Origin of the sequence: Paenibacillus sp. Soil522, from assembly GCF_001428245.1 — a bacterium.
In the GTDB taxonomy this organism is placed as follows: domain Bacteria; phylum Bacillota; class Bacilli; order Paenibacillales; family Paenibacillaceae; genus Pristimantibacillus.
Genome location: NZ_LMRV01000066.1, coordinates 137,723 through 163,133 on the forward strand (window position 1 = coordinate 137,723; position 25,411 = coordinate 163,133).

General features: G+C 47.2%; 14 protein-coding genes. All 14 read right to left on the reverse strand.

The window, feature by feature from the left end; translation table 11 throughout:
- Positions 1–46: 46 nt before the first annotated feature.
- The 14 genes from ASG81_RS21750 to ASG81_RS21825 all read right to left on the reverse strand — a co-directional run bounded on the left by ASG81_RS21750 (position 47) and on the right by ASG81_RS21825 (position 25,394).
- On the reverse strand, positions 47–790 hold the full coding sequence (locus ASG81_RS21750; RefSeq protein WP_056639186.1) for an anti-sigma factor: 744 nt from the start codon (positions 788–790) through the stop codon (positions 47–49).
- Between the two features lies 1 nt (position 791).
- Complete coding sequence (locus ASG81_RS21755; RefSeq protein ID WP_056639188.1) at positions 792–1,361, reverse strand: RNA polymerase sigma factor; 570 nt, start codon at positions 1,359–1,361, stop codon at positions 792–794.
- Positions 1,362–1,453: 92 nt separating this feature from the next.
- A complete protein-coding gene (locus ASG81_RS21760) occupies positions 1,454–2,110 on the reverse strand; it encodes a cupredoxin domain-containing protein (RefSeq protein WP_056639190.1) in 657 nt (218 codons plus the stop codon).
- Between the two features lie 10 nt (positions 2,111–2,120).
- Positions 2,121–3,710, reverse strand: coding sequence for a plastocyanin/azurin family copper-binding protein (locus ASG81_RS21765; RefSeq protein WP_056639193.1), 1,590 nt, complete (start codon positions 3,708–3,710; stop codon positions 2,121–2,123).
- Positions 3,711–3,908: 198 nt separating this feature from the next.
- Complete coding sequence (locus tag ASG81_RS21770; protein WP_056639198.1) at positions 3,909–4,163, reverse strand: hypothetical protein; 255 nt, start codon at positions 4,161–4,163, stop codon at positions 3,909–3,911.
- 515 nt (positions 4,164–4,678) lie between these two features.
- On the reverse strand, positions 4,679–5,659 hold the full coding sequence (locus ASG81_RS21780; protein ID WP_056639204.1) for a DUF3221 domain-containing protein: 981 nt from the start codon (positions 5,657–5,659) through the stop codon (positions 4,679–4,681).
- A gap of 73 nt (positions 5,660–5,732) precedes the next feature.
- Complete coding sequence (locus ASG81_RS21785) at positions 5,733–6,314, reverse strand: hypothetical protein (protein ID WP_235548967.1); 582 nt, start codon at positions 6,312–6,314, stop codon at positions 5,733–5,735.
- An 89-nt stretch (positions 6,315–6,403) separates the two neighbouring features.
- Positions 6,404–6,808 carry a hypothetical protein gene (locus ASG81_RS33000; RefSeq protein ID WP_056639207.1) on the reverse strand — a complete coding sequence of 135 codons (405 nt, stop codon included), beginning with the start codon at positions 6,806–6,808 and terminating at the stop codon, positions 6,404–6,406.
- 166 nt (positions 6,809–6,974) lie between these two features.
- Positions 6,975–9,449 carry a carbohydrate-binding protein gene (locus ASG81_RS21795; protein WP_056639210.1) on the reverse strand — a complete coding sequence of 825 codons (2,475 nt, stop codon included), beginning with the start codon at positions 9,447–9,449 and terminating at the stop codon, positions 6,975–6,977.
- A gap of 847 nt (positions 9,450–10,296) precedes the next feature.
- A complete protein-coding gene (locus ASG81_RS32240; RefSeq protein WP_200961570.1) occupies positions 10,297–10,659 on the reverse strand; it encodes a hypothetical protein in 363 nt (120 codons plus the stop codon).
- 1,141 nt (positions 10,660–11,800) lie between these two features.
- Positions 11,801–13,066, reverse strand: a complete 1,266-nt coding sequence (locus ASG81_RS21810; protein WP_200961572.1) for a discoidin domain-containing protein — start codon at positions 13,064–13,066, stop codon at positions 11,801–11,803.
- Positions 13,023–14,771, reverse strand: coding sequence for a discoidin domain-containing protein (locus ASG81_RS21815; protein ID WP_056639220.1), 1,749 nt, complete (start codon positions 14,769–14,771; stop codon positions 13,023–13,025). The genes ASG81_RS21810 and ASG81_RS21815 overlap by 44 nt, the downstream gene beginning before the upstream one ends.
- Positions 14,772–15,558: 787 nt before the next feature.
- On the reverse strand, positions 15,559–20,061 hold the full coding sequence (locus ASG81_RS21820; RefSeq protein WP_056639222.1) for a LamG-like jellyroll fold domain-containing protein: 4,503 nt from the start codon (positions 20,059–20,061) through the stop codon (positions 15,559–15,561).
- A gap of 215 nt (positions 20,062–20,276) precedes the next feature.
- Complete coding sequence (locus tag ASG81_RS21825) at positions 20,277–25,394, reverse strand: LamG-like jellyroll fold domain-containing protein (RefSeq protein ID WP_056639225.1); 5,118 nt, start codon at positions 25,392–25,394, stop codon at positions 20,277–20,279.
- Positions 25,395–25,411: the final 17 nt, after the last annotated feature.

Below are 25,411 nucleotides of genomic sequence, written 5' to 3' on the forward strand. Positions count from 1 at the left end.
TCATACCTATACACATCCAGCCATTAGGCAAGACCTAACCGGGCGGTCAGGTAACGGCTTCCGTTCCAAAAGCTTTAGGGCCGCGCGGCTGATCGCCCTTGTCGTCCGGCTCCAGCGTAATGCCGATACGGTCGTAGTTTAGTTCGCCAGATTCGATCGCCATTGTGAGCAGACCAATTCCTTTCTCGTCAACGCGGAACGTGCCGGCGCTAGTTCGGTTGCCATCGCGGAGAAGCCAGACCTGATAGGCTTGCTCATCCTTGGTTGGCTTCGCTCCGAACACATAGACTACGAATTGATTGCCTTGTCCGGTGTCAACAATACATGCGACACCATACGCACGCTCCTTCTCACTCGATTCCGCCTTTAGCATGTTAATTTGAACAATCCGGGAAGCCGGCGCGAATAAGGCATTTTCGATGGATGGTGGACTCGTTTCACGGTTGTCGATCAAGGGGTTATGCCAGAGCGAACCGCTGAAAAAAATGAGCGCTGCCGCTGCCACAGCTATAATAGGCTTCCTCCAGTTGGTTTTAGGGGAGGTTGAGGGACGTCTTGGCGCCGCTTTGGCAGCGGACATAATCTGCTCTTTCAAATCCTGCGGAGGTTCAATTCTTTCTATATCCAAGGGAAGCGCCTCCCATACGGTTTGCAATGCGGCTAGCTCCTCTCTGCAGGATTTACAATGAGTCAAATGACGCTCGAATGCCTCTCTTTCCTCCTCGGTACAAGCACCGGAAAGATAGTCAAGCACGATTCCGCATTCACTGCCGAATGTATCGTCACTCATTTTATAGATCCCCCTTTGCCGCAAGATGCCTTCGTAATATTTTCAAAGTTTGATGGAGCCTGTTCTTGACCGTTCCGAGTGGCTGATCATATAGCTGTGCCAGCTCGCTGAGGCTATAGCCCTGCCAATAAAAATGCTCTAGCAGCGTTTTCTGCGGATGAGATAAATGCATGCACGCCTGCTGAATTTCTTCTCTTAGAGAATAACGAACGGCATGTTCCTCGGGTGAGAGTGCGGTTTGATCAGGCAATTCATTAAATCGTTCCTCCGTTATTTGTATAAGGCCGGAAGCATTTCTTCTTTGTTTTCGAATATGGTCCGTCGTAATATTGCGAGTTAAGGTAAGCAGCCAGCTTGTAAAACGCCCCTTCTCCGGGTTATACTCCGCTTCCGTTGTCCACAGACGCATGAAGACAGCCTGCGCAATATCTCTCGCGGCAGCCTCATCCCGGACGGCCTTCATGGCAAAAGAATAAATCAAAGCGCCATACCGGTCATAAAGAACGGATAGCGCTTGATGTTTGCCGCTTCTAATGAGCTGCATGAGTTCATAATCGGTTAGATTAAGCATTGAATAGCGCCTCCACGACAGGCTTTTTATCTATCTTATCAGAAGAAGGAGCAGCCGTGAACAGCTGCTCCTTCGCTCATAAATACGATGACTTATTTCTCCTTCACGACGATTGTCCCTTTCATGCCGGGATGAGGAGCGCAATAGTAGCTGAACTCTCCCGCCTTAGAGAAGGTAATCTTATTGCTGTCATTTTGAGCCAGAATGCCGGTGTCAAAGTCTTCATTATCTGCAGTTGCTGTATGCCCTACCTCATCCTTATTGATAAAGGTAACGGTATCGCCTTCATTTATTTCGAGCTTGTCCGGTGAGAACGCGAAATTCGAGATCTCAACCGTGTGAACGGTCACCGCTTCAGTCGGCTGATCCTTGTCTTTACCTCCGCCCTGCTCCTCCGTCTTTGCCGGCGCTTTGGAAGGCTTGGGAGTTGGGATAGATTTAGGCAGCGGCGAATTAGTCGGTGACTTGGTTTCTACCGTTTTCTCCGTCGCAGCAGGCTTCTGCGTTATTTTCGGCTTATCTGTCTCCCGGGACTTCTCAGTCTCAACCGGCTCGTCCGAAGGGGCGACAACGGACGCGGGACTAGCAGAGGGAGAGCTGGAAGGATTGACAGCCTCAGAGCTAGCGGGTGAAGCGGCCATATCCATTGTGTTCGCAGGCGGCTCGTTTGCTGAAGCACCGCAGGCCGATAACAATAAGAGAAGCAGGGCAAGAAACGGCCATCCATAAATGCGGGATATTTTTCTCATGTCAGCACGCTCACTTTACGATGATTTGCCCGGTCATAAACGACATATGGGGCTCGCAGTAAAAATTAACAGTACCTGGTTTGTCCAAGGTTATCGTGTACGATTCGCCTTTGGCCAGCAACGGCGTCGAGAATGAACCGTCCACGGCTACCGCATTATGCTTCATATCGTCGTAGTTTGTGAAAGTGATTTTGGAGCCTGCTTCCACAGTGAGCGGTTCCTTGCCGAATGAAAATTGTTTGATATCAATGCTATACGTCTTAACGGTGACAGTTGAAGCTGTCGTTCCATTGAATTTCACCGGATCAACGGTAAACCAGACATCGTTGACGCCCTGTCCTTTCAAATCTCCATGCTCCTTGTCCTGGATAAAATAATAGAGCGGAAACCCTTTAAAAGCAGCTTGCTTACTTCCATCCGAGCGAGTTATCGTTCCTATATCACTTCCTTTTAACGTAGACGGGACGCTGGTGCCCGATAAGGAATAGGCTGGCCAATTAACTAAACAATTGCCTTCGCAAACGCTCGATTGGGACGGGTCCTTGTCAAAATAATAAAGCGCACGGCCGTAGTCATCGGTCAAGTAGCTGCCTGCTGACTTCGAGGTACCGAGCATGACCGCATAATCCGACTTCGCGGCAAACCATACGCCTCCCACTCCTTCTCCGGCAATATCCCCGGACGCGGTATCCTTTACAAAATAATAGAGAGGCCAATTTTTGTAGGTTAGCTGCTTCGTACCGTCGGTGCGGGTAATAACAGCGAAGTCATCCTTACTAAGTGATGCAGGTATTTGTAGATGCTCATCATAATAGACCGGCCAGTTCTTCAAGCAATCCGCCTGGCAGGCGTTCACATTTTCCGCATCTTTCGTGAAGAAATAGAGTGTACGGCCGTTTTTATCAGTGAAATATGTCCCCAGCTTGTCGTTTTTGCCAAGCTCGATTCGCTCGCCCTGCGGCAGCGAAGACCCGGCAGCGATTACGCCGCTGGCTTGCAGGGAATCGAAGAACACCTTGCCGCCTTTCATCTCGGCCGATAATGCTTCGATGAGCGCCGTTGCCAAGCTGGCATTAAGTAAAGCTCCGGTGCCGGCAATCCGGTTCAAGCCATGGGAGGCAGCGAATGCTTCTGTTCCTTGGTATGTAAAGTCTGATCCGGATTGATAGCCAAGGTTCTCCAAGATTACCTTGTAAAACTGCTTGGAGCTGATTGCCGCGCTTGGTTCAAAAAGATTATTGCCCGAGCCCTGCCAGCCTAATTCCGGTTTATTCTTCAAATAGGCAAGAATGGACTGGTTCGGTTTACTAACCTTTGCAGCATCTGAGAAATTGGATTTGCCGGTGTAAGACTGTGCTTCCTTTAGTTTTCCGTTAAGACGGAGCGAGATGATTGCAGCTTGCATTCGAGTCGATGCTTTGTTCAAATAGGCAGCATTCATGCCATTGCCGTCACCAATAAGCAGGCCAAGCTCAAACGCCGTATCGGCATCGGAATTGATGGCGGCTGTGGCGGCTGCCGACGCAGTGCCGAGCGGAGCAGCCACGAGTGTCGTGCACATCGCAGTAATCAACAACATTTTCTTCAAACTTGTTAGCATCAATTAACCCTCCTTAAGTTCTGTTCACTAGAGATAACGCTCCGGAGGACAAAATGGTTTGATCTGTAAAGCAAAAAGCAGCCCATTACCTTGAAGAGAAATAGACTGCTATCTTAAACAACATATGAAACTATTCGATATCGTCGTCCGAATTTGAATCAAATTGATCCGCTTGATTATGCTTGCGGCCGAGTAGACCTAATTGCCTCCGCTTTTGCCTCCGCTGCGATTGCCGCCTGTACGGCTGCCTCCGCTTTTACCTCCGCTGCGATTGCCGCCTGTACGGCTGCCTCCGCTTTTGCCTCCGCTGCGATTGCCGCCTGTACGGCTGCCTCCGCTTTTACCTCCGCTGCGATTGCCGCCTGAGCGTTTGCCTCCGCTTTTACCTCCGCTGCGATTGCCGCCTGAGCGTTTGCCTGAAGATTTTTTTTCCTTATCTTTTTCCTTAGACATTGCTTTACCTCCTTTTAGAAGCTACTTACAACATATGAATGAACGCTATGATTCGCAACTAGACATCCGATGATTTTATAGAATATTAGATTCATGCGTTGTTTTCAGAAAAAAACGACAAACCCGAACGTTCCAGGCTGTCGTTTTTGGATTTCAGAAGTTTGTCGATTCCAACCAAACTAGGCGAATGTTACCCTATTGAATTAAGAATGACCGCATAACAGTCGAAAGAAAATTGTGGCAGTTGACTTGGCTTTCATATTAAGATATTGCTTCCGACATGTTAACAAGATCATAGATCATTGATCCGTACCAGCAGACTATGACCAAGCATATAGTAAGTACGGATAACGTAAGTATCCCTTTTAACATCTCAGCAGATTGCTTAAATTTTATCCCCTCGTGGAGCCAAATTACACTTATCCAAATTGTATAGACGAATAAGATAAATATTAAAATCATTCCTAGTACCAACTGCGCTTCATCCTCTCATGTACCTCTATTGTGAATTTTCCTTATGTTGGGCTACCCGAAACGATTGAATGCTTTTTGCAGTTTTTCTCCATACTTGGTTTCTGTGAGCTTAGGGGTTTGCATTTTCGAATCGACATCGCTGTAGTGATTTTTTGATGTTCAGTAATGCTGATTCCTTCCGAAGCAAGAACCTCATCTAGTGTGACTCTAATAATTTCATTCGCGCTGCTGGTTTGCGCAGGGTATGACTGTTCAATGATGGACATATCTTCATATTTCACGCTGACCTTATCGCCAAGCACAATTGAATCATACTGTAATTTGTCCTTCACCGCGATCCAAATGGCGTTAGGCTGAGATTCCTTCAAGATTTGTCCTATTGTCTTTTCACCGAGATCTTGCGCTTTTAAGTAACGAACCATCAAAATCTTTTGGCCTTCTTTCGCTATCACAAAACCTTCTTTATAGTTCCAACCATTATTCGAACCGCCGTTTTTCAGCCATTCAAACAACTCGGAAGATGCGAGTCGTGTCTTAATACTGTCTTTTGTTAAAACAACCTCGCCATCCACTGGACTGCACGATTTCGTAGTATTCCCGTTTTCCTGGTTTGATACAACGCAGTTGACCGCAGGTTCTATAATCACCTTAGATTCACCGAGACGCTCGATTTGAATTACATCAGGATATCCATGTTTACCAAACTCAGTCGGACCTTCCGCGAGGGTTGCCGCGTTGACCCACGATACAATATTAGTAATGATCTCTTTTCCTGAACTGCTCTCGTTTGTATATAGCGGTGTTTTCGGCTTGCGGTCAACCAAGGTTCCTACAATTTGGACAGATTCAACTTCTCCTAGTTTTAATATTGCCGCAGTTCCAGGTTTTGATATGACTATTGGTTTGGCCAATGGCTCTTCAGTGGATTTCGGCATCGTTAAAGCACACCCGCCAAGAAGCAATAGCGCAACCATACCTAAAAGCGACAATTTGTAAGAGTTCTTTTTATGTGTCGTGATCATGATAAGTCTCCTCTTTAGCTGGTTCTTGTTGTTCAATAAGTCTTCATCCGTACAACTCTCAATAAATAGGACCCTACTCATTTACTTTGAAATCAATTTGAGTCTTTATATTAAAATCTTCTTTATCATTACTGTCTTCATTGGATTGAACATAAAAATCAACATAACCATCAACAACATAATAACCAGCAGGAAACCCATTCTCCCAAAAACTTTTTATAAAATCGACATATTCTTTTTTATCTTGTTCGCCGTATCCACCGCTTTTCTCATATTCTTCCCGAAGAGGTTGCCCTCTTTTGAGAGTTGTGCTTAATAACGGTTCGTTCATGCCATAATTAATTTCATAATCCCGTGTTTTCTCCACTATCGGAAAATAGAAGGGCGATGCAGCATGATAAATAATGACAGTTTCCTTGTCGCCTATATATTCTAATTCAGCATAAATCTTTACTGAATAACCCTTTTGATACTCCTCCTTCTCGGTAACAAGACGGTATACAAAATCGTCTTCAGTTATCTCCGCTCGCGGTATGTTTAACACATCATAATCGTCCGAGTTAGAACTAATATTGTCAACATTACCTTGTGATCCACAACCTCCCAATAAAAATGTTATCATTATAAGACTTAGTAATAATTTGGATACCCTCATAAAAATCACCTCTCACAATATGACGTATCAAACCATTAGAATCATCGGCGGCGCCTTCTAATGGATATAACCAGCATACTTCTTTAATATTATTTCGTGAGAGACAGCAGCTCCGCGACAGCCAAGTCAACTCTCTCATCTTTAAAGGATTCATCTAGATAAAAAATTAACACATTCGCTATTTGATATATGGTGTGCGGTATCACATCCGCTGCTGCCGTCTTATTCTCGAAGTCCTTTATACCCTTTCTAACCTCTTTGCTGGAGGTGTAGACATAAATGCTGATTATCTGATTTTCATCAATTACAAAGCGTCTAGGTGTGACATCATTATAAGCTCTTGAAAATACGCTATCTGGATGCAAGCCTGGTTCTTCTGACATTGAAACCCCATGATTTTCAAATGAATCTTTAATTTGAGCTAACGTAATTGTTTTCTCTTTGTTCATACACCCTGCAATAATGAAACAGATAGCTAAAATGATAATCATCATTCTTCTGATTACAATCCCCCCCCCGTCCATACAGTTATGACGTTTGGAGTTGGAATTAAGTTGCCCGTTCTACCGATCGCGGGTATGTCAGGAATGCTGCCCGTTGCGCAAAAAAAAAGCCCCGGCATAGCGGCCGGGACAGTCGTTTGTTTCGCATTTCGTTTGATTACGGTTTGATTTCAAAATAATCGATGGTGCCGATCTCCTGACCCTCATCACCTTCATATGTAAAGTATAGGTTTTGCATACCGACGGTTGGCGCGATCGGAACTTTGGAAGTGATCCAGTTCTGCCATCCGCCGGTAGAAGTGATGTTAAACGTGCCTATAATGGTACCCGCGGGACTTCCCAACCGTATCCTCATCGTGCCTGAATCGTCGGAGGCGACCCTGAAAGCGATGCTTTTCATCCCCGTCAGATTGATGCCGCTGTAAGCGGCCCAGTCGCCGGACTGCAACGAACCGATTTTCTGCCTTGCCCCGGTACCCGGTAAAATCTCGGTCGCAATCCCCATTTGCGAACTGTATTTCTCCGCTTCTTTCCTGACCGGACTCGGAACTTTCGAGGAAGCCCCTCCGTTAAGGTGGTTATTTTCCAAACCGGCGTGTACCGTCTTCATGATGTTGACCATATCCGCATACGGCTGATCCTGCTGATTGACCAGGCCGATGTTATAGCTCTCGCCATCCGGACGCCCGGTAACGGGCTGATCGTAATACGAAAACCAGCCTGAGCCGACAAATAACGGATGCGCGGCCTGGCTTTCCACAAAATCTCGGTAAGCCATTCCTCTTTCCGCTATGCTTGTTGTCATCGTAGCCGCATTGACATAGGAAAGCCCACGTTCGGATGAACCGAATGAATGTTCCAGATTCAACAAGGGCTTTCCGTATGCTTCGTATCTGGAAATCCAACTCGCATCCCTTGTATAACTATCCACGGAAAAGGCATCTACAAACTCCATAGCCGCCTGATCCCAATCCAAGCTGGTTCGCCAAGTAGGAACGATAGACGTGCCCAGGAACAGATGGTTCGGATCGTATTTTTTGATAATGTCCCTGATCATGGAATAATAAGTTCTGGACGCCAGCCTGATATACTCCGATACATCGACCGTAGGAACTTTGGTGATATCGATCGGGGTATCTTTCAAAGCGTCAAACGATGCAGCATTCGTTCCCAGAAACCGATTGACCGCGGCGAGGTTGCCATTATATCTTGGCGCAAGAAAATCCACGAATGCGCTTTTTGCCGGAGAGGCCGAAGAATACGTCAGCACCTTTGTTACGATATCGGCATTCCAACCCGCTTCATTATCGTAGGTATAGCCGATCAACCACTTGCTGTATCTCGCATTTTGAAGCTGTTTCTTCAGCGCTTTCTCGATGGTGGGCGCGCTCTGCGGGTCATAAACGTCGTACGTCCATTGTATCCTCCTCAAATTCCAAGGGTCTTGCAGGACTTGAATGTACGGAAACGCTATGTTTCTCGGTTTTGTCCACTTGCTGAAGGTATTAAAGCCCCAATCGATCAAACGATTCTTGGTGATATCCTCCCATTTCGACTCATAGCCGGTTCCATATTTTTTCATGACATTAGCGATGACGAAGTTGACATATTCACCGTTCGCATCTTTGGTGTAAGCGGGAGCGTAAGCAGTCCGATCGGGCAATTCCTCAAAAATCTGCTTCGGGGTGCCGTCCGCTTTCAGGATCGGCGTCTTATATCCGTACTCCCACAAACTTGCGGCATCGATCCCTTTCATAATAAAGGGATATCCAGCTGGCGTTATAAACCACCATTTGCCGTTAATGTTTTGAAGCCTGAAGTACCCGGTACTTGTTTGCTTTCCTCCGCTTTTAATGCCTCCATATTGATCATATTTTGTTGAATCCAGCGAAACATTCACCAATGCTTTGGCCTCATCCGCATATTCCTGCTGCAACTGCCAGTCAGATGTAACTTTTCCCGGCCAGGTTTCACTCATCCATTGACCGAATTTGTCCGCCAGCAGGGCTTCCTTCTTCAGTTCGGCTTTCAATTCAGCGGTAAGAGCGGGTCCTGGATTCTGCCCTTCCACGCCCGTACCTCTATAAATTTCAACTTCCGTCAGGGGAATATGTTGATAAGGCTGAGTACGTCTTATGTTTAGTATAATTATCCTGGCCGACTTGTTTGACATCGGGACGGTTACCGAGTAGTTCAAATCGGCTCCCGTTCTTACGTGTCTGTCGGTAATGTAATAACCCTTTGCCGACTCGGGACGATACATTATGGTAATGTCTTTAAATCCCCAATATTTGTTGGGTGAATTCAGCACCACGCGGATCTGGTCCAATGGGTAGTCCTTCAACAGATCAATAACCACATTAACAGTCGCGGGAGATGTCGCGCTCCCCTTCCAGCCAGCGTAAGCCGGGGCTCCGTCGAACAACACGCCATTTGTCACGGATACAACCCCGGTCGCCTTCCAGTCGGGGGAGTTCCCACCGTTAGGAGCAGGACTATAGATATAATTCCCTTTTTTTAGCAGAGTGCCTTCCCCTTCAACATTACCGATCGGGACAAAAACCGATGTAACGACAAATATCAACAAGAAAGTCAAAACACCGTTTCGATTAAACCTAAAGCTTTTCTTCATACCATCTATCCTCCTCTTAGTCATCTATCGTCATCTCGAACGGTTATTATTAGTGTTATTTTTATATTTTTTAACGTGTAATACCGGAAGAATTACGAATGAGAAATCTGCACCACGCACTCTCCGTACCGGTCTTGAGATACAGGAAAAAAGACCCAATGGAACAGGATCGTTTTTTTCTGGTCGCTTGGGGCTTGACGCGGAACATACACTTTAATGTCAGGACACAAACAAAGTAGCCCGACAACTGACAGAAATTCGAAATAAATTTCCCATGGACAAATCGAAACCATTGATAAGTTACATAATATACATGATTTTACATATTTTAGATAAAGCATTCGTGAGGGTAGCTTATGTTTCTTCCAAATAAGAAAAACGCCTGACGGCGTCCTTTGAGTTCGAGTATAGAGTTCATGCGAGTGTGTGGTGTCATAGTCATTGCGTATTAATTTGCCCACGTACATAGAAAAATGCTTACCATTCCCAATGGTAAGCATTTTTATAGGCATAGACATATTAGAGATTGCAAACATAAGAATAGCGGTTAATAAAATGACTTTACGATTAATGCCGGAAGCGAGAAAAGTCAGAAATGGGCCTAAAAGGGCAACGATGAACGCAGGTCTCAGTCTCCATTTTGATTAAAGAGTATTAAAGATTGGGAGCTCTTTATTATTTATATCACCAAGCAGCGGTAAACGAGATAGCATGTAAAATAGGAGTCCCAAGGAAAATGCTCAGTGATGCCCAGCCCGACTATATCATATGATTTGGCTACATCTTGTAAAACACGAATAATAGTTTCCATGCTTAATCCTTGAGGAGTGATTTTGGTATACTCCCCTTATGTTCCAGGATAAGCAACCAGGAGGGAACGGAATTCCTTCATATCCAGTACATCCAGATCAAAATGAATAATAATTTTGGATGGTTTTCTCGCCGCTAACCATTGGAGCACCTTAGAACTGTCTTGTTTTATTTCATCCGGGCCTACAATATCCAGCTTCATATTTTTCATCGGATTTGAGTTAAGGGGCTCCATCATATCATTCAATCCTACATAGAGTACTTGTTCAGGCTTAAAAAGGCATGGAACCTCTGCAACATCACTGATTTTTTGGATTGGGTAGGGGCCTTTATTAAAAAGAAGTTCGAGAATCATAAAATTTTCAGTACTTATCCCGTGTCTCTCTATATCTTTTGACACTTGATCAATAATCGTTTTACTGGCCTTTTACCAGACACGAAAAAGCCGTAAATCAATCTGGTTTTGTTTTCGAACCAGATTTGAAAAACTTCCGTCGGTTCTTTTATTGCTTCTGCATGGAATACACCGGAGCCCGTTTGCATGAGTTGGGCCCCTCCTTCACCAACAACACTTTCAGTATTACTGTGTGGTGTCAGAATTACTGAGAAAACGGCGGCGAAAAACATTGATTTATCAAGTGTATAGTTTTCATAATTAGTGTGAAAGACTTCTGCTAAATTAACTCGAGAAAGGACTGATTTTCATAATTGATGAGAATATCCGCAAAGTGCAGAATGTATATTTATGCATGAATTGTCAAAATAGCTGCATCGGGGCGGGAAACATCAAAAAAAGTGCTTACCTTTGACTTATCAGAAAGCCAATGGCAAGCACCATTATTATCAGATATGGATTTCATGGCTCAGATCAATTGTATTAATCAAACTAGCTTCAGCGACTCTGTTTAAATTGTCTATACGACGAGCATGGATTAATAGAAAGACAATCTACAATTCCTTAATACCACGAATCACTTTCATAACTATCTCCTGGCTTAAATCCATCGACATATATGAGACGTTTGTTCGAAGCGATGGAGAAATTGACGGAACTCGAGAAAAATAAGGCCAATAAATTCGCCAAGTTGACTCCTCAACCAAGATTCAGGTTCAGCTTGATGATGGCATCGGCCACCATTCGTGCGACAGCCTCCGCACCTTGCTCATTCAAATGCGTATTGTCTTCTATCCTTCCGGGTAATTCGGATGCTCGCCCGGGCGCAGCCAGGTCAGCCACTCTCTCGATTTGGCGTCTCCCATTTCCTTGAATACTACGGCGCTACGGCGCTGCTCCTACTGGAGACCATCTGCCAGCCCATGACTATTTTCTTCTTCCTGGTGAACAATCTGTCGCCGGTATCGTAAACCTGACCTTACGTATGCCCGCCCCAACAGCTGTAATACTCTATATTTGGGCCATCGGGTTGTATTAAAGAGTTCATACTCGTCTCTATCACCTTTCACCATTTCGGGATATTCGCCAACAAGGACCGGAATGCCCCTCTGGAGATTCCGGTCCTTGCTGGTTTCATTCCGCATACTTATTGTTTCTCAAATACCCAGACCGTGCTAGAATCCGTAGATCCTGTGTTCCATTTTGCTTCATTCACCGTAGTTGCGTACAAATATTCTCTGTCGGTCACTTTATTATTTACACGGAAACTATAAAATTCGCCTGAGATCGGTTCAATGCTCCATAACGCATCGTCATATATGCCACCACCCGTGCTCCAGATCACGATGTTGTCGGGTTCGGTATTCAGATAATCGCGTCCTGTTACTACATTCTTGATGGTCCAATAGCCGGATGAATGTTTGGTAACGATCCACTTCTGATCGTCATAATTCGTACCTGCAGCAAGGATGACCCCGCCATTCGCATCGCTATCGAGGTACTTCCCGGAATCCTTATTTTTGATTTTGTAAGTTGCTCCGCTTACAATGCCGACGGGCATCACCTGGATAGACGAAATCGTATTGTCGTTGCCACTCATACTTGGAGTGTCCGATGTATACGTCCAGGATGTGCCGCTGAATCCGTCATCACTGTATGCGACGACCTTATAATCAGCAGGAACGTGGATTGATGAGATGCTGTTATCGGCGATTCCTGCCGCCTGCATTTGAGAAAGCGTGTAGTTACCCACGTCCAGCGTTACGGCATTCCCGCCGTAGTTAGCGTCCGAATGGAACGTTGGTCCATCAGCCGTACCGAAAACCTTGAATTCGTAGAAACTGGCCGTCGCATCGCTTGGCAAGCCGAATTCACTTCCGGCACTATATGTGCCGAGGACGGTAATCTTGACATAACGGGCGGTACTTTTAAAGTAATCAGCCTGAACCTGGCTCGTGTTCGAATTATTATGTTTGGATATTTTTTGGCTCCAGTTCGTATTATCTTGTGAGGTTTCAATCCTATAATTATAAGCTGTTCCACTCTTCTCCCACATCACCTGGGTATCGGTGATGTTCATGACTCTGCCAAGATCCACTACCCACCAATGACCGGGCTCTCCGTCAGCCGCATCCCAACGGGTCGTTGTGAGACCATCGTTCCCATAGGAAGCCGGATTGCTCGGCAACGCACTGTCCGAACTCACCGTCTTACCTAACGCCAAATTGTCCGGGTCTCCAAAGACTTTGAGATCGTAGAAACTGGCCTTGTCTCCACTTGGCAACCCGGTGACGGTTATCCTGACATAGCGGGCATTATCCGTAATGTAATCGGTTTGAACCTGTTCCGTACTTGTATTATTGGTCTTGTCAACTTTTAAGGTCCAATTGGTATTGTCCTTTGATGTTTTCAATCTTATACTGGTAAGCGACACCGCTCTTATCAAAGCTCACCTGGGTTCCATAATTAATATTCTTGATTTTGCCAAGGTCCACTTTCACCCAATGACCAGCAGCTTCATCAGCAGCAATCCAACGGGTTATAGAGTTACCGTCGACTGCTCTAGAAACTGGAATTCCTGTAAGTGTACTATCCGAACTAACGGCCTTGTTCTCAGCCAGATTCGCTGTTTCTCCAAGCACCTTAAAATCGTAGAAGCTGGCCCAAGCGCCGCTTGGCAGTCCGGTCACGGTAATTCTGACATACCGGGCAGTATCATAAAAGACATCGTTCTGGATTTGGTTCGTGCTGGTGTTATTGGTCTTGTCAACCTTTAAGGTCCAATTCACGTTGTCATTTGATGTTTCAATCTTGTATTTATAGGCTTTGCCGCTCTGTTCCCACATCACCTGGTTTCCACCGGTTATGTTCTTGCTTGAGCCCAGGTCCACCGTCCACCAATGACCGGCATTTCTATCAACTGCACACCAACGGGTCGATATGCTACCGTCGTTACCGCTCGAAACCGGATTATTTGATTGCGAGCTAGACGCACTGGCGGTCCTGTTCAACGCCAGATTGACTGGAGCAGGTGAAGGAAATTGCGGCACCACTTCGGGTACAGGATCTCCGGAAGCAATGAAGTTAAGGTTATTGACATAACTGTTAGTAGTAACATCTGCATTCGTAATGGCAGACCCGTTAAGTGTTACATTTTCAAATGTTATATTTTGAATTCTGCGGTTGGAATCATAGCCTTCCAACAAAGCATTACCACTCCCAGTATAGGAGAAATTCTTGAAATGAACATTGTTAATTCCACGCCCTAAGCCATAATCCCAACTCTTAACGTACATAAATAACATGCTGTTTCCTACGTGATCATCGACCCGAATGTCTTCGAATTTAACATTCTGGACCAGATTGCCATCAGCGGAAATGAATTGGATCCGGTGTGCATCATTGTGTAACCAGATGTCCAGATTAGAGAAATTAAGATTTTCTATGGTATGACCGCCGCCGGGCGCCCATGGAAAACCATGCGTACCAATATTGATTGGACGAGCAAGATCGGGCTGAAGAATAGAGTTCGTTACCGTGACATTCTGGGTATCTCCATACCAGACTTTGCCGGCATTTGCGCGCGCACCGTATATCGCGATCGAATCATCATGAGTACGGAAATACACGTCATTGATGGTAATATTTTTACCGCCAAATACATCTATCCCATCCCCATACTTATTATTGCTAAAGGCTTTAAAGTTATTGATTACAACATTGGTGGCATTTCCGAGATTAATACCGTAACCGCCATTATCCAGATTACCGTAATTATTAACGATGATCCCATCAATCGTGATTTGGTTCGTATAGTGAGCGGATATTCCTATTTTATCAGGACGATCAAGTACACCACGGCCTATAACTTTGGCATCGGTGGCAGTATCCATAACAATCCCGCCCTGGACGACCGCTCCACCAGCGATGTAAAGCGTCTTGCCGCTTGGCACGGTATAGTCCTGTTGGTAAAGTCCCGGTCCAAGATAGATGACATCAGGGTCGGTAGGACTCGGAGGATTGACTTCCAATGGATTGGCAAAGATCATTAAATTGCGATTTACATTTCCGTTTACCTCGACGGAAAGCTTCATGGGGCCAGATATAGAAAACGTCATCGTATTACCGCTGATTCGCAGGGGTAATAATAGTGTTTAATCCCCGGATTTTAGCCGATGTTATAGAACCGGGGTTATAGGTCACCGACAAAGCTGTGCCATTGGACGACATACAATGCTGTCCCTTTTGCCATTCTCACCATAACGTAATCAAAGGCATACGAACTTCTTGCGCATGTTGTCCAAATCCGTCTGACTCATTGCAGTGCCAGGGTGGTGAATAGCTCCCGTTACCGTGCAGGCTACCAGTTTAACCTCATCACATGAAGCAATTGACTACAAGTTCCTCCCTTCAATTAAATACGATGTTTACCTTCTCACGCACTCTCAAATCTTGGTAACTCTTTAACTTTTCTCACGATTATACTTTTACATGGGAATTACCTCCTCAAAAACCCAAGCCGGCACTGACGTCTTGCTGCCTGTGCCGGCTTGGAATGAATACCTTTTTACTAATTAGTTTTGATTGTTTCTTTGCGATACCCATGTTATCGATCCAGATATAATTCCCATTGATCCATTCATCCGTGAAGCGTTTGACCAGGGCCTACATGGACGCTATGCCGCTTTAGCTTGCCACATCCCTCTACTCTCAAACGGTAAACTAATTCATCCAATCTGATTGTGAAATAACCTTGTGCTGTGGGAGCTGAATAATATAAAGTCACCTTCCCTTCGGCGGCATCCTCATAGGTAACAAGTTACTCATTTTGAATAACCCGTTCAAAAATAATTTCATAGTAGACCAACCGTTTTTTTCAATGACAAGATTTTTGCAAGGATCAAGTTAATTTACCTTAACATCATCGACGTAGATACTGCCGGTATTGGAGTCTGCTGCATAGAATTCTACTTTGGCAATATTCATTACCGGGTTGCGAAGCTGAGCATTGGACAATTTGAGTGTACCGTTTACGTACATATCGTACGTATCCGTGTTCGTATCGATGACAAGCTTGAGATTGTACCAAGTCCCGGAAGTAAAGCTTTGAACAGTAGCCCAGGTCCCTCCAACGTTGCTCTTGATAGAACCTTTTTCGAAGGCGACGGTTGCTGCCATAGTACCGGCATTATCATAGATATAAGGCAAGCAGAACCAAGGGGTCGAGGCATCGCTTCTTACTTTGGCCTCGACAGTAACTGCTCCGCTCAACTGGGAAAAGCTTCTTGCCATTGAAGTGCGAGTTGCAGCCTGACTCGTACGATTAATATGGGCGCTTTTATCCGATGCCGATGGGACTTCCTTTACGGTAACCGTTCCGTTATCATTCAATAAAGTCCATCCGGACGGAGCACTGCCTGTAGACTGTACGTTAAATGATTCGGTAAAACTGCTCGCAAGTTTATACTCCAAATAATCGATTCTCGCAGCTTCCCAATTCTGAAACGATCCGGTTAATGTAATGATATCTCCAGAATTGAGCACAACCTGCTCCGTGGTTCGCAGGGCGAGGTTAGAGCTTTCGAACCCTGCACTTCCTAAATCCTGATTTGCAATCCAACTGTCCTTCACCACTCCGTTCACGGATAGACTATAGCTCGAAGCTCCGTCATTCTCATCGTAATAAGCTGTACTTAGATCATAGACACCTGAAGGTTCAGTAAACGTAAATTGGGCAGTTCCAGTTGTGTTCGTGTTCACTTTGACATGCTTGCCGCCCGATGCAATAGAATTGGTTTCCACCGTGTAATTAGTGAGACTCATATTTTCCGCTTCTATTCTTTCCGTTATCCAATTGTTCATGGCCGCCTGAATTTCTTCCGCGTTCAATACGTTATTATAAATGCGGAAATCGTCAATCTTGCCGCTAAACAACGGATCTGCTGCATTGTTGCTCTTGCCGATATAGTTGTTTTTCGGCTTAAAGTCGTTCGGTTTGATCGTCATGCTGTTATTCTCAGCCTTTAGTTCGCCGTTCACGTACAGCTTCGCCATGCCGCTTCCCAGCGTTACCGCCACATGCGCCCATTGACCTGCGGGAAGCTGCGACGTTTCCACAACTTGCTCGCTGCTGCCGTTTTTGATCTTGAAACGCAGCATATTATCACTCGATCTCGGCGTCAAGAGCAAGTATTGGCTCGTACTATTCCCGAAGTCGAAAATGCGCTGCCATGCATTCCCCCCGTTCCAGTTCACCCAAGTTGCCACTGTTATGGAATCGAGAGTGGACAAAGCAGCCGAGGAAGACACGTAATCGGCAGGAAGGGTAATATAGTCGTTCGTCCCGTCAAGCTCCACCGCGCCGCCGTATATACCTGCTGTCCCGGCTGCTCCGCCATTAATAGTCCCGTTATTCCCATATCCTGATGCGTCTGCGGCTGTAGTCCCGCTTGTTTGGTCGAATTTAAACCAGGATATTAGGTTAGCGTTAAGCATACTGTCGGTTGTTGCCGAAGCAATTGCCGACATACTCGATTCTCCTCTCGCATTTACTGCCGTTACTTTGTAATAGTAGGTTGTATTCGCCTTTAATCCCAGGCTGGCAAATGTCGTTCCTGTGATAAGTTCACTATTTGCCTTTGTATAAATGGCGTTGGCTGCCAAAGAATCAGCGATGTATACATGATAGCCCGCAGTTCCCGTTACAGCCGACCAGCTTAAGTTAATAGAACTATGGTCCGCTGTTGCTGCCGTTACTCCAGATGGCGCTGTCGTCACGGTTACCAATGATTCTCCGTTCATCACACTAGCAACTTCGGATGAACTTATCGCGCGGTTGTAGATTCTGAAATCATCCACTCGTCCATCGAGATACGGTTCGGAGTGTTGGGACCGGCCGATCCAATTCTGAGTAGTGGCGCCCATATCGGACGGTTTAATGGTCATCGAGGTATTGCTTCCCACTGCACCGCCGTCAACGTAGAGAGTGCCGGTTGAACCATTTAACGTGACAGCCACATGATGCCAGCCTCCGGTTGTCAGTGCCGACGTCCCATCAATGTTTTGTGTAGTCGAACCATTGTTCCTGATCCCAAAGCGGATTTTACCAGTTGATCCATTTTGTGGTGTGAGGAACATATAGGTAGAAGTTCCGGAACCGAAATCAAAAATCCGCATCCAGTTACTCACGGTATCCAGATTAACCCAAGCCGCGACCGTAACCGTGTCAGCGCCGGAGACAACACCGGCAGGCAGAGCCATATAGTCGTCTGTTCCGTCAAGATCCACTGCGTTGCCGCTTTGACCTGCCGTCCAGGCTGCACCGCCATTTATCGTCCCATTATTGCCATTTCCCGATGAGTCTGCGGCTGTAGCTCCGCTTGTTTCGTCCATTTTATACCTGGCAATTAATTGGGTATCGATGATTACTTTTACTGTTGCATTGTAAGTTTGTCCGTTATATGTGGCGGTAATCGTAGCTGTACCTACACCTGCCCCGGTCACCAAACCTGCCGAATCGACTGTAGCCACGGCCGGGTCGGATGAAGTAAAGCTCGCTTGGCTTGTAAAATCTTGGCTGCTTCGATCTGCTTTAATGACCCTTAGTACAGATTGATGCGTATGATTGACATAAAGCTCATAATGGTTTACATCGAAAGCCGGAACGCCGGTTCCTCCGGTTGTTGCCGATACAATGCCCGACGTCGATCCTCCCGATACGCCGACCTTATAATAGTAGATCGTATTTGGCGTTAACCCCGTGCCGCTGTAAGAGGTGCCTGTAATTGGCGCACTGTTCAGCTTGGTGTACGTTCCGTTTTCTTCTGTGGATCGGTAGATATTATAGCCAAGCGCTCCCGATACAGCCGTCCAGCTTAAGTTGATCGTATCCGAACCGGCCATTGTCGCGGACAAGCCCGTTATGTCGCCCAAGATAATCCGGTTGCTCAAGCCGACTGTCTTGGCCGCATCGGGCGTGTACAGCAACATGAAAAGCGGATAATCCTTCAACGCAACCTCAGGCATTCTCGTTTCGTAGGCATAGGCCAGGTATTTGTACTTTTCCTGGGTCATATCCCGCCCTTCGATATATTTATAATAGTTGTACAACACACTTAAGTAAGGATCGATTCTGCCCCTGCCCGGCCATGGGTTGATCTTATCAAAATATTGAATACTACTGTTTTCGTTTGCCCATGCAGGCGTCCATAACACATCGTAACCCAGATGATACTTGAGCAGATAAGTGGTTCCTTCCAGCAGCCGGTCTTCCAGGAAGTTGAACACATTCTTCGCATTGAGAGCCGTAGACCTCGCTCCGGTGTCCGGGTCAACCGTCGTGCTTTGGGCATAGATGGTCTGCGCCAATGTAGACAGTCCGGCAACATCGGCGTAGGAATGCCCCACATCGCGCCCCATTTCGATGGCCTGCACATGGTGGTCCGCCGGATCCAATTCTTCTCCCGTTCGCTCATTTTTCGTCATCAACCGCATCTGATGCATAATGGAACCGTTTCTTCCCCCTTGATCGCCTGCAGCATTTACAGTCGTGGCTTCTACAGCCTCATCGTAAAGCTGCAGATTATTGGTGAAGATAGCTCTTCCCATCGTTCCCATAACCCCGAACTGATGCTGATTCATAAACATTCCATGAGTGTCATAAGTAACGGTAACGATGTCCATGAGATGGGTAAGATTCGCTGTATCTGCATCCGTCCATTTCTCACTCGCCGTAGGCGTATCGGAATAGCGCAGGATTTCCGCCGCTGCCGAGAGAGAATAACTCATTATAGCAAGACGGAAGTTCGTATGGGTAACGACATCCTCTGCGGCAGAATAACTCCTGATGATTTTCATGGCATTTTTGCGATACGTTTCATCGCCGGTAATATACCACATAACTGCCTGCATGAAAGCGGTTTCAGAATCGGTATTGGCACGCGTTCCTACATATTCGCTGGGATTATCGTAATATTTAGGATTTTCTGGGTCGGTATAAATATCGTTAAACCCCCAAGGCCCTTGTATGTGCTTGAAGATATAAGTATTTTCATATAAGACTCTTGGCGTTTTACTGGATTGGGAGTCGGCGGCAAAGCCATTAAACGCCGTATTCCAAGGCTCATCCCCCGCTCTTACGTGATCGCGCATGTTGTCCAAATCCGTCTGACTCATTGCAATGCCGGGATGGTTAATGGTTCCCGTTACCGTGTTCCCGGAGGAATCGGTATAGGACAAATTTGCAGACGTACTGACTACCTGCGGCTTATAAGAAGTAATCAGCGGCGAGATCGCCGCATTCGCTGTTTCCATGCTTCCTAAACCGTAAAAGGTTGTGATTGCCAACATAATACTTAGAATACTGAAAAGAATTCTTTGACCGCGTTCTATTTTCTTAAAGAGTTCCAATTCGGCTTCCTCCTTATTATTGAACATTCATTGCTTTTTACGCTGCAGCTATAACGGCGTTTACCTTAGCTGCCAAAACGTCTGATTATTTTCGCTTGCATCACCTCCTTTGGTGTCCGCAAATGCCGGTAATTTTGTAAACGCTTCCAACGTTTAGTTGAATGAAAGCCGACAAGATCTTCGCCGGCTTTCATTCAAGTTGTTATATTTTTTGGTTATATTACGATTTGAGCCCAGCGGATCAGGATATCCGCTTGTTCCTGCGTGAAGTATTTCCCTGTTTGATCTGTGACCTGCGCGATATAGTCGGCTATCATACTCTTAGCTGCATCTATTTTTCCATTGCCGGCCGCAGCTTTCGCCTGATCCAGTTTTTGATTATACGAAATCGCAACTGTTTCCCACGCTTTGTAGCCCGTCTCCTGCAGGAAAGAATTTGTCACGGTTTTCAAGCTGTCGAACGTTACCGTCACCCTAAACGTATGGGTGGCCGTCGTTTGATGACCCGCCATGTCCTCTGCAGTGACCTCTGCCGTATTCTCTCCGGATTCCAGCATATACGCCTTCACCTGAAGCAGAGGCTGATCGCACGGCTTACCATATACGCTTGAAGTCACATCCGACGCGCTGCACGTAATCATCACCGTCTGATCGACTGTGTACGATGTCTCGCCCGTTATTTGCACCACAGGTGCTGTAAGGTCGATGTGGAGCTCTAGTGACTCCGTCTCTCCAGTGTCGACGGAACGGCGGTACAGCAGCTGATGTGTTCCCTCTTCGCTCAAGACTACAGGCGCACTGTAGGCCGTCCACGTAATTCCGCCGTCCTGACTGTATTCCGCGATTGGCTCAGGTGACAGTGTTACTGTGACCGGGGAAGTATACCAGCCGTTCTTACCGCTTGGTTCCACAGGATCCAGGGATGCGGTTATGTCCTTCCACTGCAGCCCTTCAAGTGCCGCAATCAGCCCTTCGGATGCCGCATCGATCTCTTCCTGCGTTGTGTCTGCAAGGGCATAAACCGATTCTGCATGGGATACGTCCGCCTGAAGCACTTGTACGCTTTCCTCTTGGTACAGCTCGGTGTCGATTGCCGCGGCTTCTTCCAGAAGCAGCGTGAGCAAGCTATTATCAAACCATGTTGATGTTTTATTATAGATCACTTTGATCTCGTCAGCGCTCAAGACAGAGTTCTCAATGCGGAACTCGTCAATTTTGCCGTTAAACAACGGATCTGCTGAATTGTTGCTCTTGCCGATATAGTTGTTTCTTGGCTTGAAGTCGCTTGGTTTGATCGTCAGGTTATTACTTTCAGCCTTTAGTTCGCCGTTCACGTACAGCTTCGCCGTACCGCTTCCCAGCGTTACCGCCACATGCGCCCAGTCGCCTACCGGAAGCTGCTGCGTCTCCAATTCCAACTCACTGCTTCCGTTTTTGATCTTGAAACGCAACTTCTTATCATCCCTCGAGCTTGGTGTCAGTAACAAGTATTGACTCGTGCTGTTTCCAAAGTCGAAGATTCTCTGCCACATATTTCCACCACCCCAGTTCACCCAGGCAGTAATCGTGATGGCTTCCGCAGCGGACAAAGGATGAGCCTGAGGAAGCGTGACATAGCTGTTCGTGCCGTTCAGTTCGATGGCTTGCCCGATCTTTCCGGCCGAATAGGCAGGCGATCCGATGACGGTGCCGCCGTTTGACCCGAACGTATTGTTCGCATCCCCTTCAAACGAATAAAGCGATATTGTATAAGGAACAAGCAAATTCTTGGCCTGATCGAACTCGGCCGCAAGCCCGCTCGTATCTGCACCCGGTTCGCTCATGGCCGCTTTGATCCGCGCCACTTCCTTCATATACAGGTAGTAGCTGCCTTTGGTATAGCCGTCCGGCGCCAGCACGTTGGAATCAAAGTACTCTGCATTATAAACCAGATCGCCATGGAATCTCACTTCGGACATATTTCCGAACCAGTTATTCCCATTGGTAATGCGGATATACCGGTAAGGGGTATTGTCGCTAATCGACAAGAACTGCCAATCCCGCGTGGAGACCGCTCCTGTGGAGAGGGTCTTCCATGTCGCATTGTCGTTGGAGCCCTGAATGACCGTTCCGCCAATTCTGGTGTAGTACCCGTCTTGCCTTGCCAGCAGCTCCACATAAGACAATTGAGCATAACCGCCTTGACCGAAGTCAAATTGAACCCATGCTCCGGCGCCGCTTCCGTTCAAGCGGTAATCGGTCACCGTACCCGGATTGTTATCGAACAATCTGTTCGCCACTGCGATCGCGTCTGCCGGCGATCTGCCGTAGGAATCGGTCACTTCAGTAATTGACGTCACATCGCTGATCACGTCCGATTCATCCACCAGTATCAAGCGAGACCCGTCGGTTACGAACAACGTTTCCGGGGCATCAATACCTTCCATCGTCTGATAATTGAGTTTAAATAACACCGTGCCGGGCGCCGTACCCGGTACCATGACCGCTTCGGCCGTCCAATTCAGGCCATCCTCCGAATGAACGGTCGCGGGTACACCCTGAAGCGTAACCTTCACATTCTGAATGGCTTCCGTCGATTGGAAGGATAATTTCGCTGTGTCTCCCAGGACAATCCGCCCTCCGAAGGCCTGATCCGAACCGATGGAGACCGATGAGATCTTGTTGATGACCTCGTGACGCTTCCCGAAGATCCGGAACTCGGACAATTCAGGCCAAGGAGCGTCGTACGGCTTATTAATCATTTGGATTTTCAGAAAACGGAATTGCTCATTCTGGAGTTCCGGCGACACCGTCAACGTGTGCAGGTCTGCTGACACGGGGGTCACCTCCGGCGTCAACCGGGTCCAGATTTCTTTGTCATTGGACCCGTACATGGCTATACCGCCGCCGCGTTCAGGAAAACCGGCCCGTGCCTGAATCTGGAACTTGCTGGCCGAAACCCGGAAATTGGGTCCCATGTCCATATGAACGCCCAGATTAATCGCTGTATTACCGGACGTACTCGTTTCACTGTCCAGAAATCTCTTCGGGTTAAAGCCGGAAGATAAGAACATATTCAAATAATTAATGCTGCCGTCGGTGTGCAACGGCGTGGTTAACTGAAGTCCTTGCACGGCGTCATACAGAGCCGCCAGCTTCTGATAGAACTCGGCATCCGTTGCGGTGTCAATGACGCTCATGGTGTCGTCGTTTGTTAGTTTATACGTATCGTGCGTTGCCCAGATATAATCCGTATTGGTGTCATAGGGCGCATTGACGGCATCCACCGCCGACTGCCGATCATTGGCGACGGTCACCGTGACATCTCTCGTGGATACCGTCGTGCCGTCGGAAGCTTCCACGCCGAAGGCATACGTTCCGGCTTGCGTCGGTTTCCAGGCAAATGCGCCGGTGCTTGTATCGAACACAGCGCCTTCGGGCGCACCCGCAATCCGATAGGTCACAACATCGGACAGGCCTGCGTCCGTTGCCGAGAAATCATAATGGAGTGTCGCCTCGGACCCAACATAGGCAAACAGGTTCAAAGCGGTATTTCCTTCATTAAACACCGGTGGCGTCAGTTCATTGGCCGCGTTGACATTGATATGGTCGATATCGACCGTCGTTCCGTTGCCTATAATCGTGAAATAATTCATGGTCCGGAGCTCACTGTCTTTCGGGAGATTATAATATACATATCTCCATTGCCCCTGGGTATCCGGCAACGTGATCGTTTCGCCGAAGGCTTCAAGCTTCGCCGCACCGTTCGTCCGAATCTTGTATCCGAGCACTCTCGTACCGCTGTTGGATTGAACCAAAGCGATTTTGCTGCCGGATTCCGCGGCCTTGATGCGGACGAAGGAAACATCGCCCTCTTGCATGGCGGTCGAGTTGCCGTCCAAGTTGGTGAACCGAACCTCGATCTCCTTCCAATTCGGGTTCGGGTCAACCTTCGGGAGATTTGTCGCTCCCTCGGCCTCGGCTTCCTTGGGGATGTACAACCAATATTCCCCTCCGGAATCCCGTGATGCCCAATGGTAATCCGTCCTCTTTTTGAACATCTCGGCGAAGTACGGAGCAACCTGCTCTATATCCAAGCCTTGCTCATATTTATAGTAATAGTACAGATCATAGGCATTACCGCCGATTCTTCCCTGATATGCGGTATTCAATACCTGGTAAATGACCGGACTGCCATCCTCACGCATACGCGCCTCTGTCGGGATCCAAGGCGTATCATAGCCGTTCATATACCGGGCAAAATGATCGGTACCCGCCAGAATGCGCTTGTCGAGAAAATCGTATGTGGTAACTGCGTTCTCCGCAGTGGAAACCGTGCCGTCTACCGGATCCACCTTGGTTCCCTGGGCCTGCAACAGACGCGACACAATGGCGACATTGATGACGTCGCCGGTGCTGTGAGCCTGATCCCTGCCCATCTCCGTAATCTGTACCTGCGGGTTATCCACCTTCTCGCCTGTCGCCGCATTCGTATCGACCAACCGGAACAGTCTCTTGATGGAACCGTTCACGTGCTGATCCACAGCCGTCTTGTTCACCGTGAACCACTCGACTGCCTCGTGATACCGCTCGACATTGCCGGTGAAGATATATCCGGAAATGGCTCCGATCAGCGGATAAAGATGCTGGTTCATGAAGCGGTGATTCGTATGATTGAAGGTATCGGTGACCGGAACGATCACATTATTCGTGAGATTGGCCGTATCCTGATCTGTCCATTCCAGTTCCGGCGTCTGAGTACTGGTATACCTCATGATCTCCGCGGCGGTAACCATACGGTAGAGAGGAACTCCCGTGTGAATGTGCGAATCGACAAAATACGCGTAATCCACAGGGTTCTTCTGCTCCCATTTCCGGATAATATACATCGTATTGGCCCGATAAACCTCATCGCCCGTTATCACATACATAAGAGCCTGCGTATACGCTGTTAAGCCATCCCATATGAATCTTTCGTTATAGTTCTGGCTGCAAAAACAGCCTTCGGAAAATCTGGACGAGACCGTTCGGGTCGCAAGCGGTTTTCCCCATGGGTCAACCGACGCGACCAACTGGTCGAAATAGGTTTTCCAAGGCTCCTTCTGTGCCCGTACCTGCGTTTGCAAATTCTCGAGTAATTCCTTGGTTAGTCCGACACCCGGATGCTTGAAACCGTTTGCATCAATGGTCTCGTAAATCGTCGGCAAATAATCCGTTATAACCGATTCCGAGCCTGTTTCGGCTGATACAGTTCCCGCCGATCCGGGCAACAATGCGACGATCATGCTGACGATAACGAGTAGCGGCAGAAACTTTTGCAATACTTTACTAGATCTTTTGTTACGAACCTTCATGTTGCACTCCCCCATTC

What these genes read in the sequence shown, in the direction of transcription:
- ASG81_RS21785 (WP_235548967.1), bottom strand. Translation starts at nt 6,314, where the DNA reads ATGAGGGTATCCAAATTATTACTAAGTCTTATAATGATAACATTTTTA.
- ASG81_RS21750 (WP_056639186.1), bottom strand. Translation starts at nt 790, where the DNA reads ATGAGTGACGATACATTCGGCAGTGAATGCGGAATCGTGCTTGACTAT.
- ASG81_RS21795 (WP_056639210.1), bottom strand. Translation starts at nt 9,449, where the DNA reads ATGAAGAAAAGCTTTAGGTTTAATCGAAACGGTGTTTTGACTTTCTTG.
- ASG81_RS21815 (WP_056639220.1), bottom strand. Translation starts at nt 14,771, where the DNA reads ATGACGTTTTCTATATCTGGCCCCATGAAGCTTTCCGTCGAGGTAAAC.
- ASG81_RS21780 (WP_056639204.1), bottom strand. Translation starts at nt 5,659, where the DNA reads ATGATCACGACACATAAAAAGAACTCTTACAAATTGTCGCTTTTAGGT.
- ASG81_RS21765 (WP_056639193.1), bottom strand. Translation starts at nt 3,710, where the DNA reads ATGCTAACAAGTTTGAAGAAAATGTTGTTGATTACTGCGATGTGCACG.
- ASG81_RS21825 (WP_056639225.1), bottom strand. Translation starts at nt 25,394, where the DNA reads ATGAAGGTTCGTAACAAAAGATCTAGTAAAGTATTGCAAAAGTTTCTG.
- ASG81_RS21755 (WP_056639188.1), bottom strand. Translation starts at nt 1,361, where the DNA reads ATGCTTAATCTAACCGATTATGAACTCATGCAGCTCATTAGAAGCGGC.
- ASG81_RS21760 (WP_056639190.1), bottom strand. Translation starts at nt 2,110, where the DNA reads ATGAGAAAAATATCCCGCATTTATGGATGGCCGTTTCTTGCCCTGCTT.
- ASG81_RS21770 (WP_056639198.1), bottom strand. Translation starts at nt 4,163, where the DNA reads ATGTCTAAGGAAAAAGATAAGGAAAAAAAATCTTCAGGCAAACGCTCA.
- ASG81_RS33000 (WP_056639207.1), bottom strand. Translation starts at nt 6,808, where the DNA reads ATGATGATTATCATTTTAGCTATCTGTTTCATTATTGCAGGGTGTATG.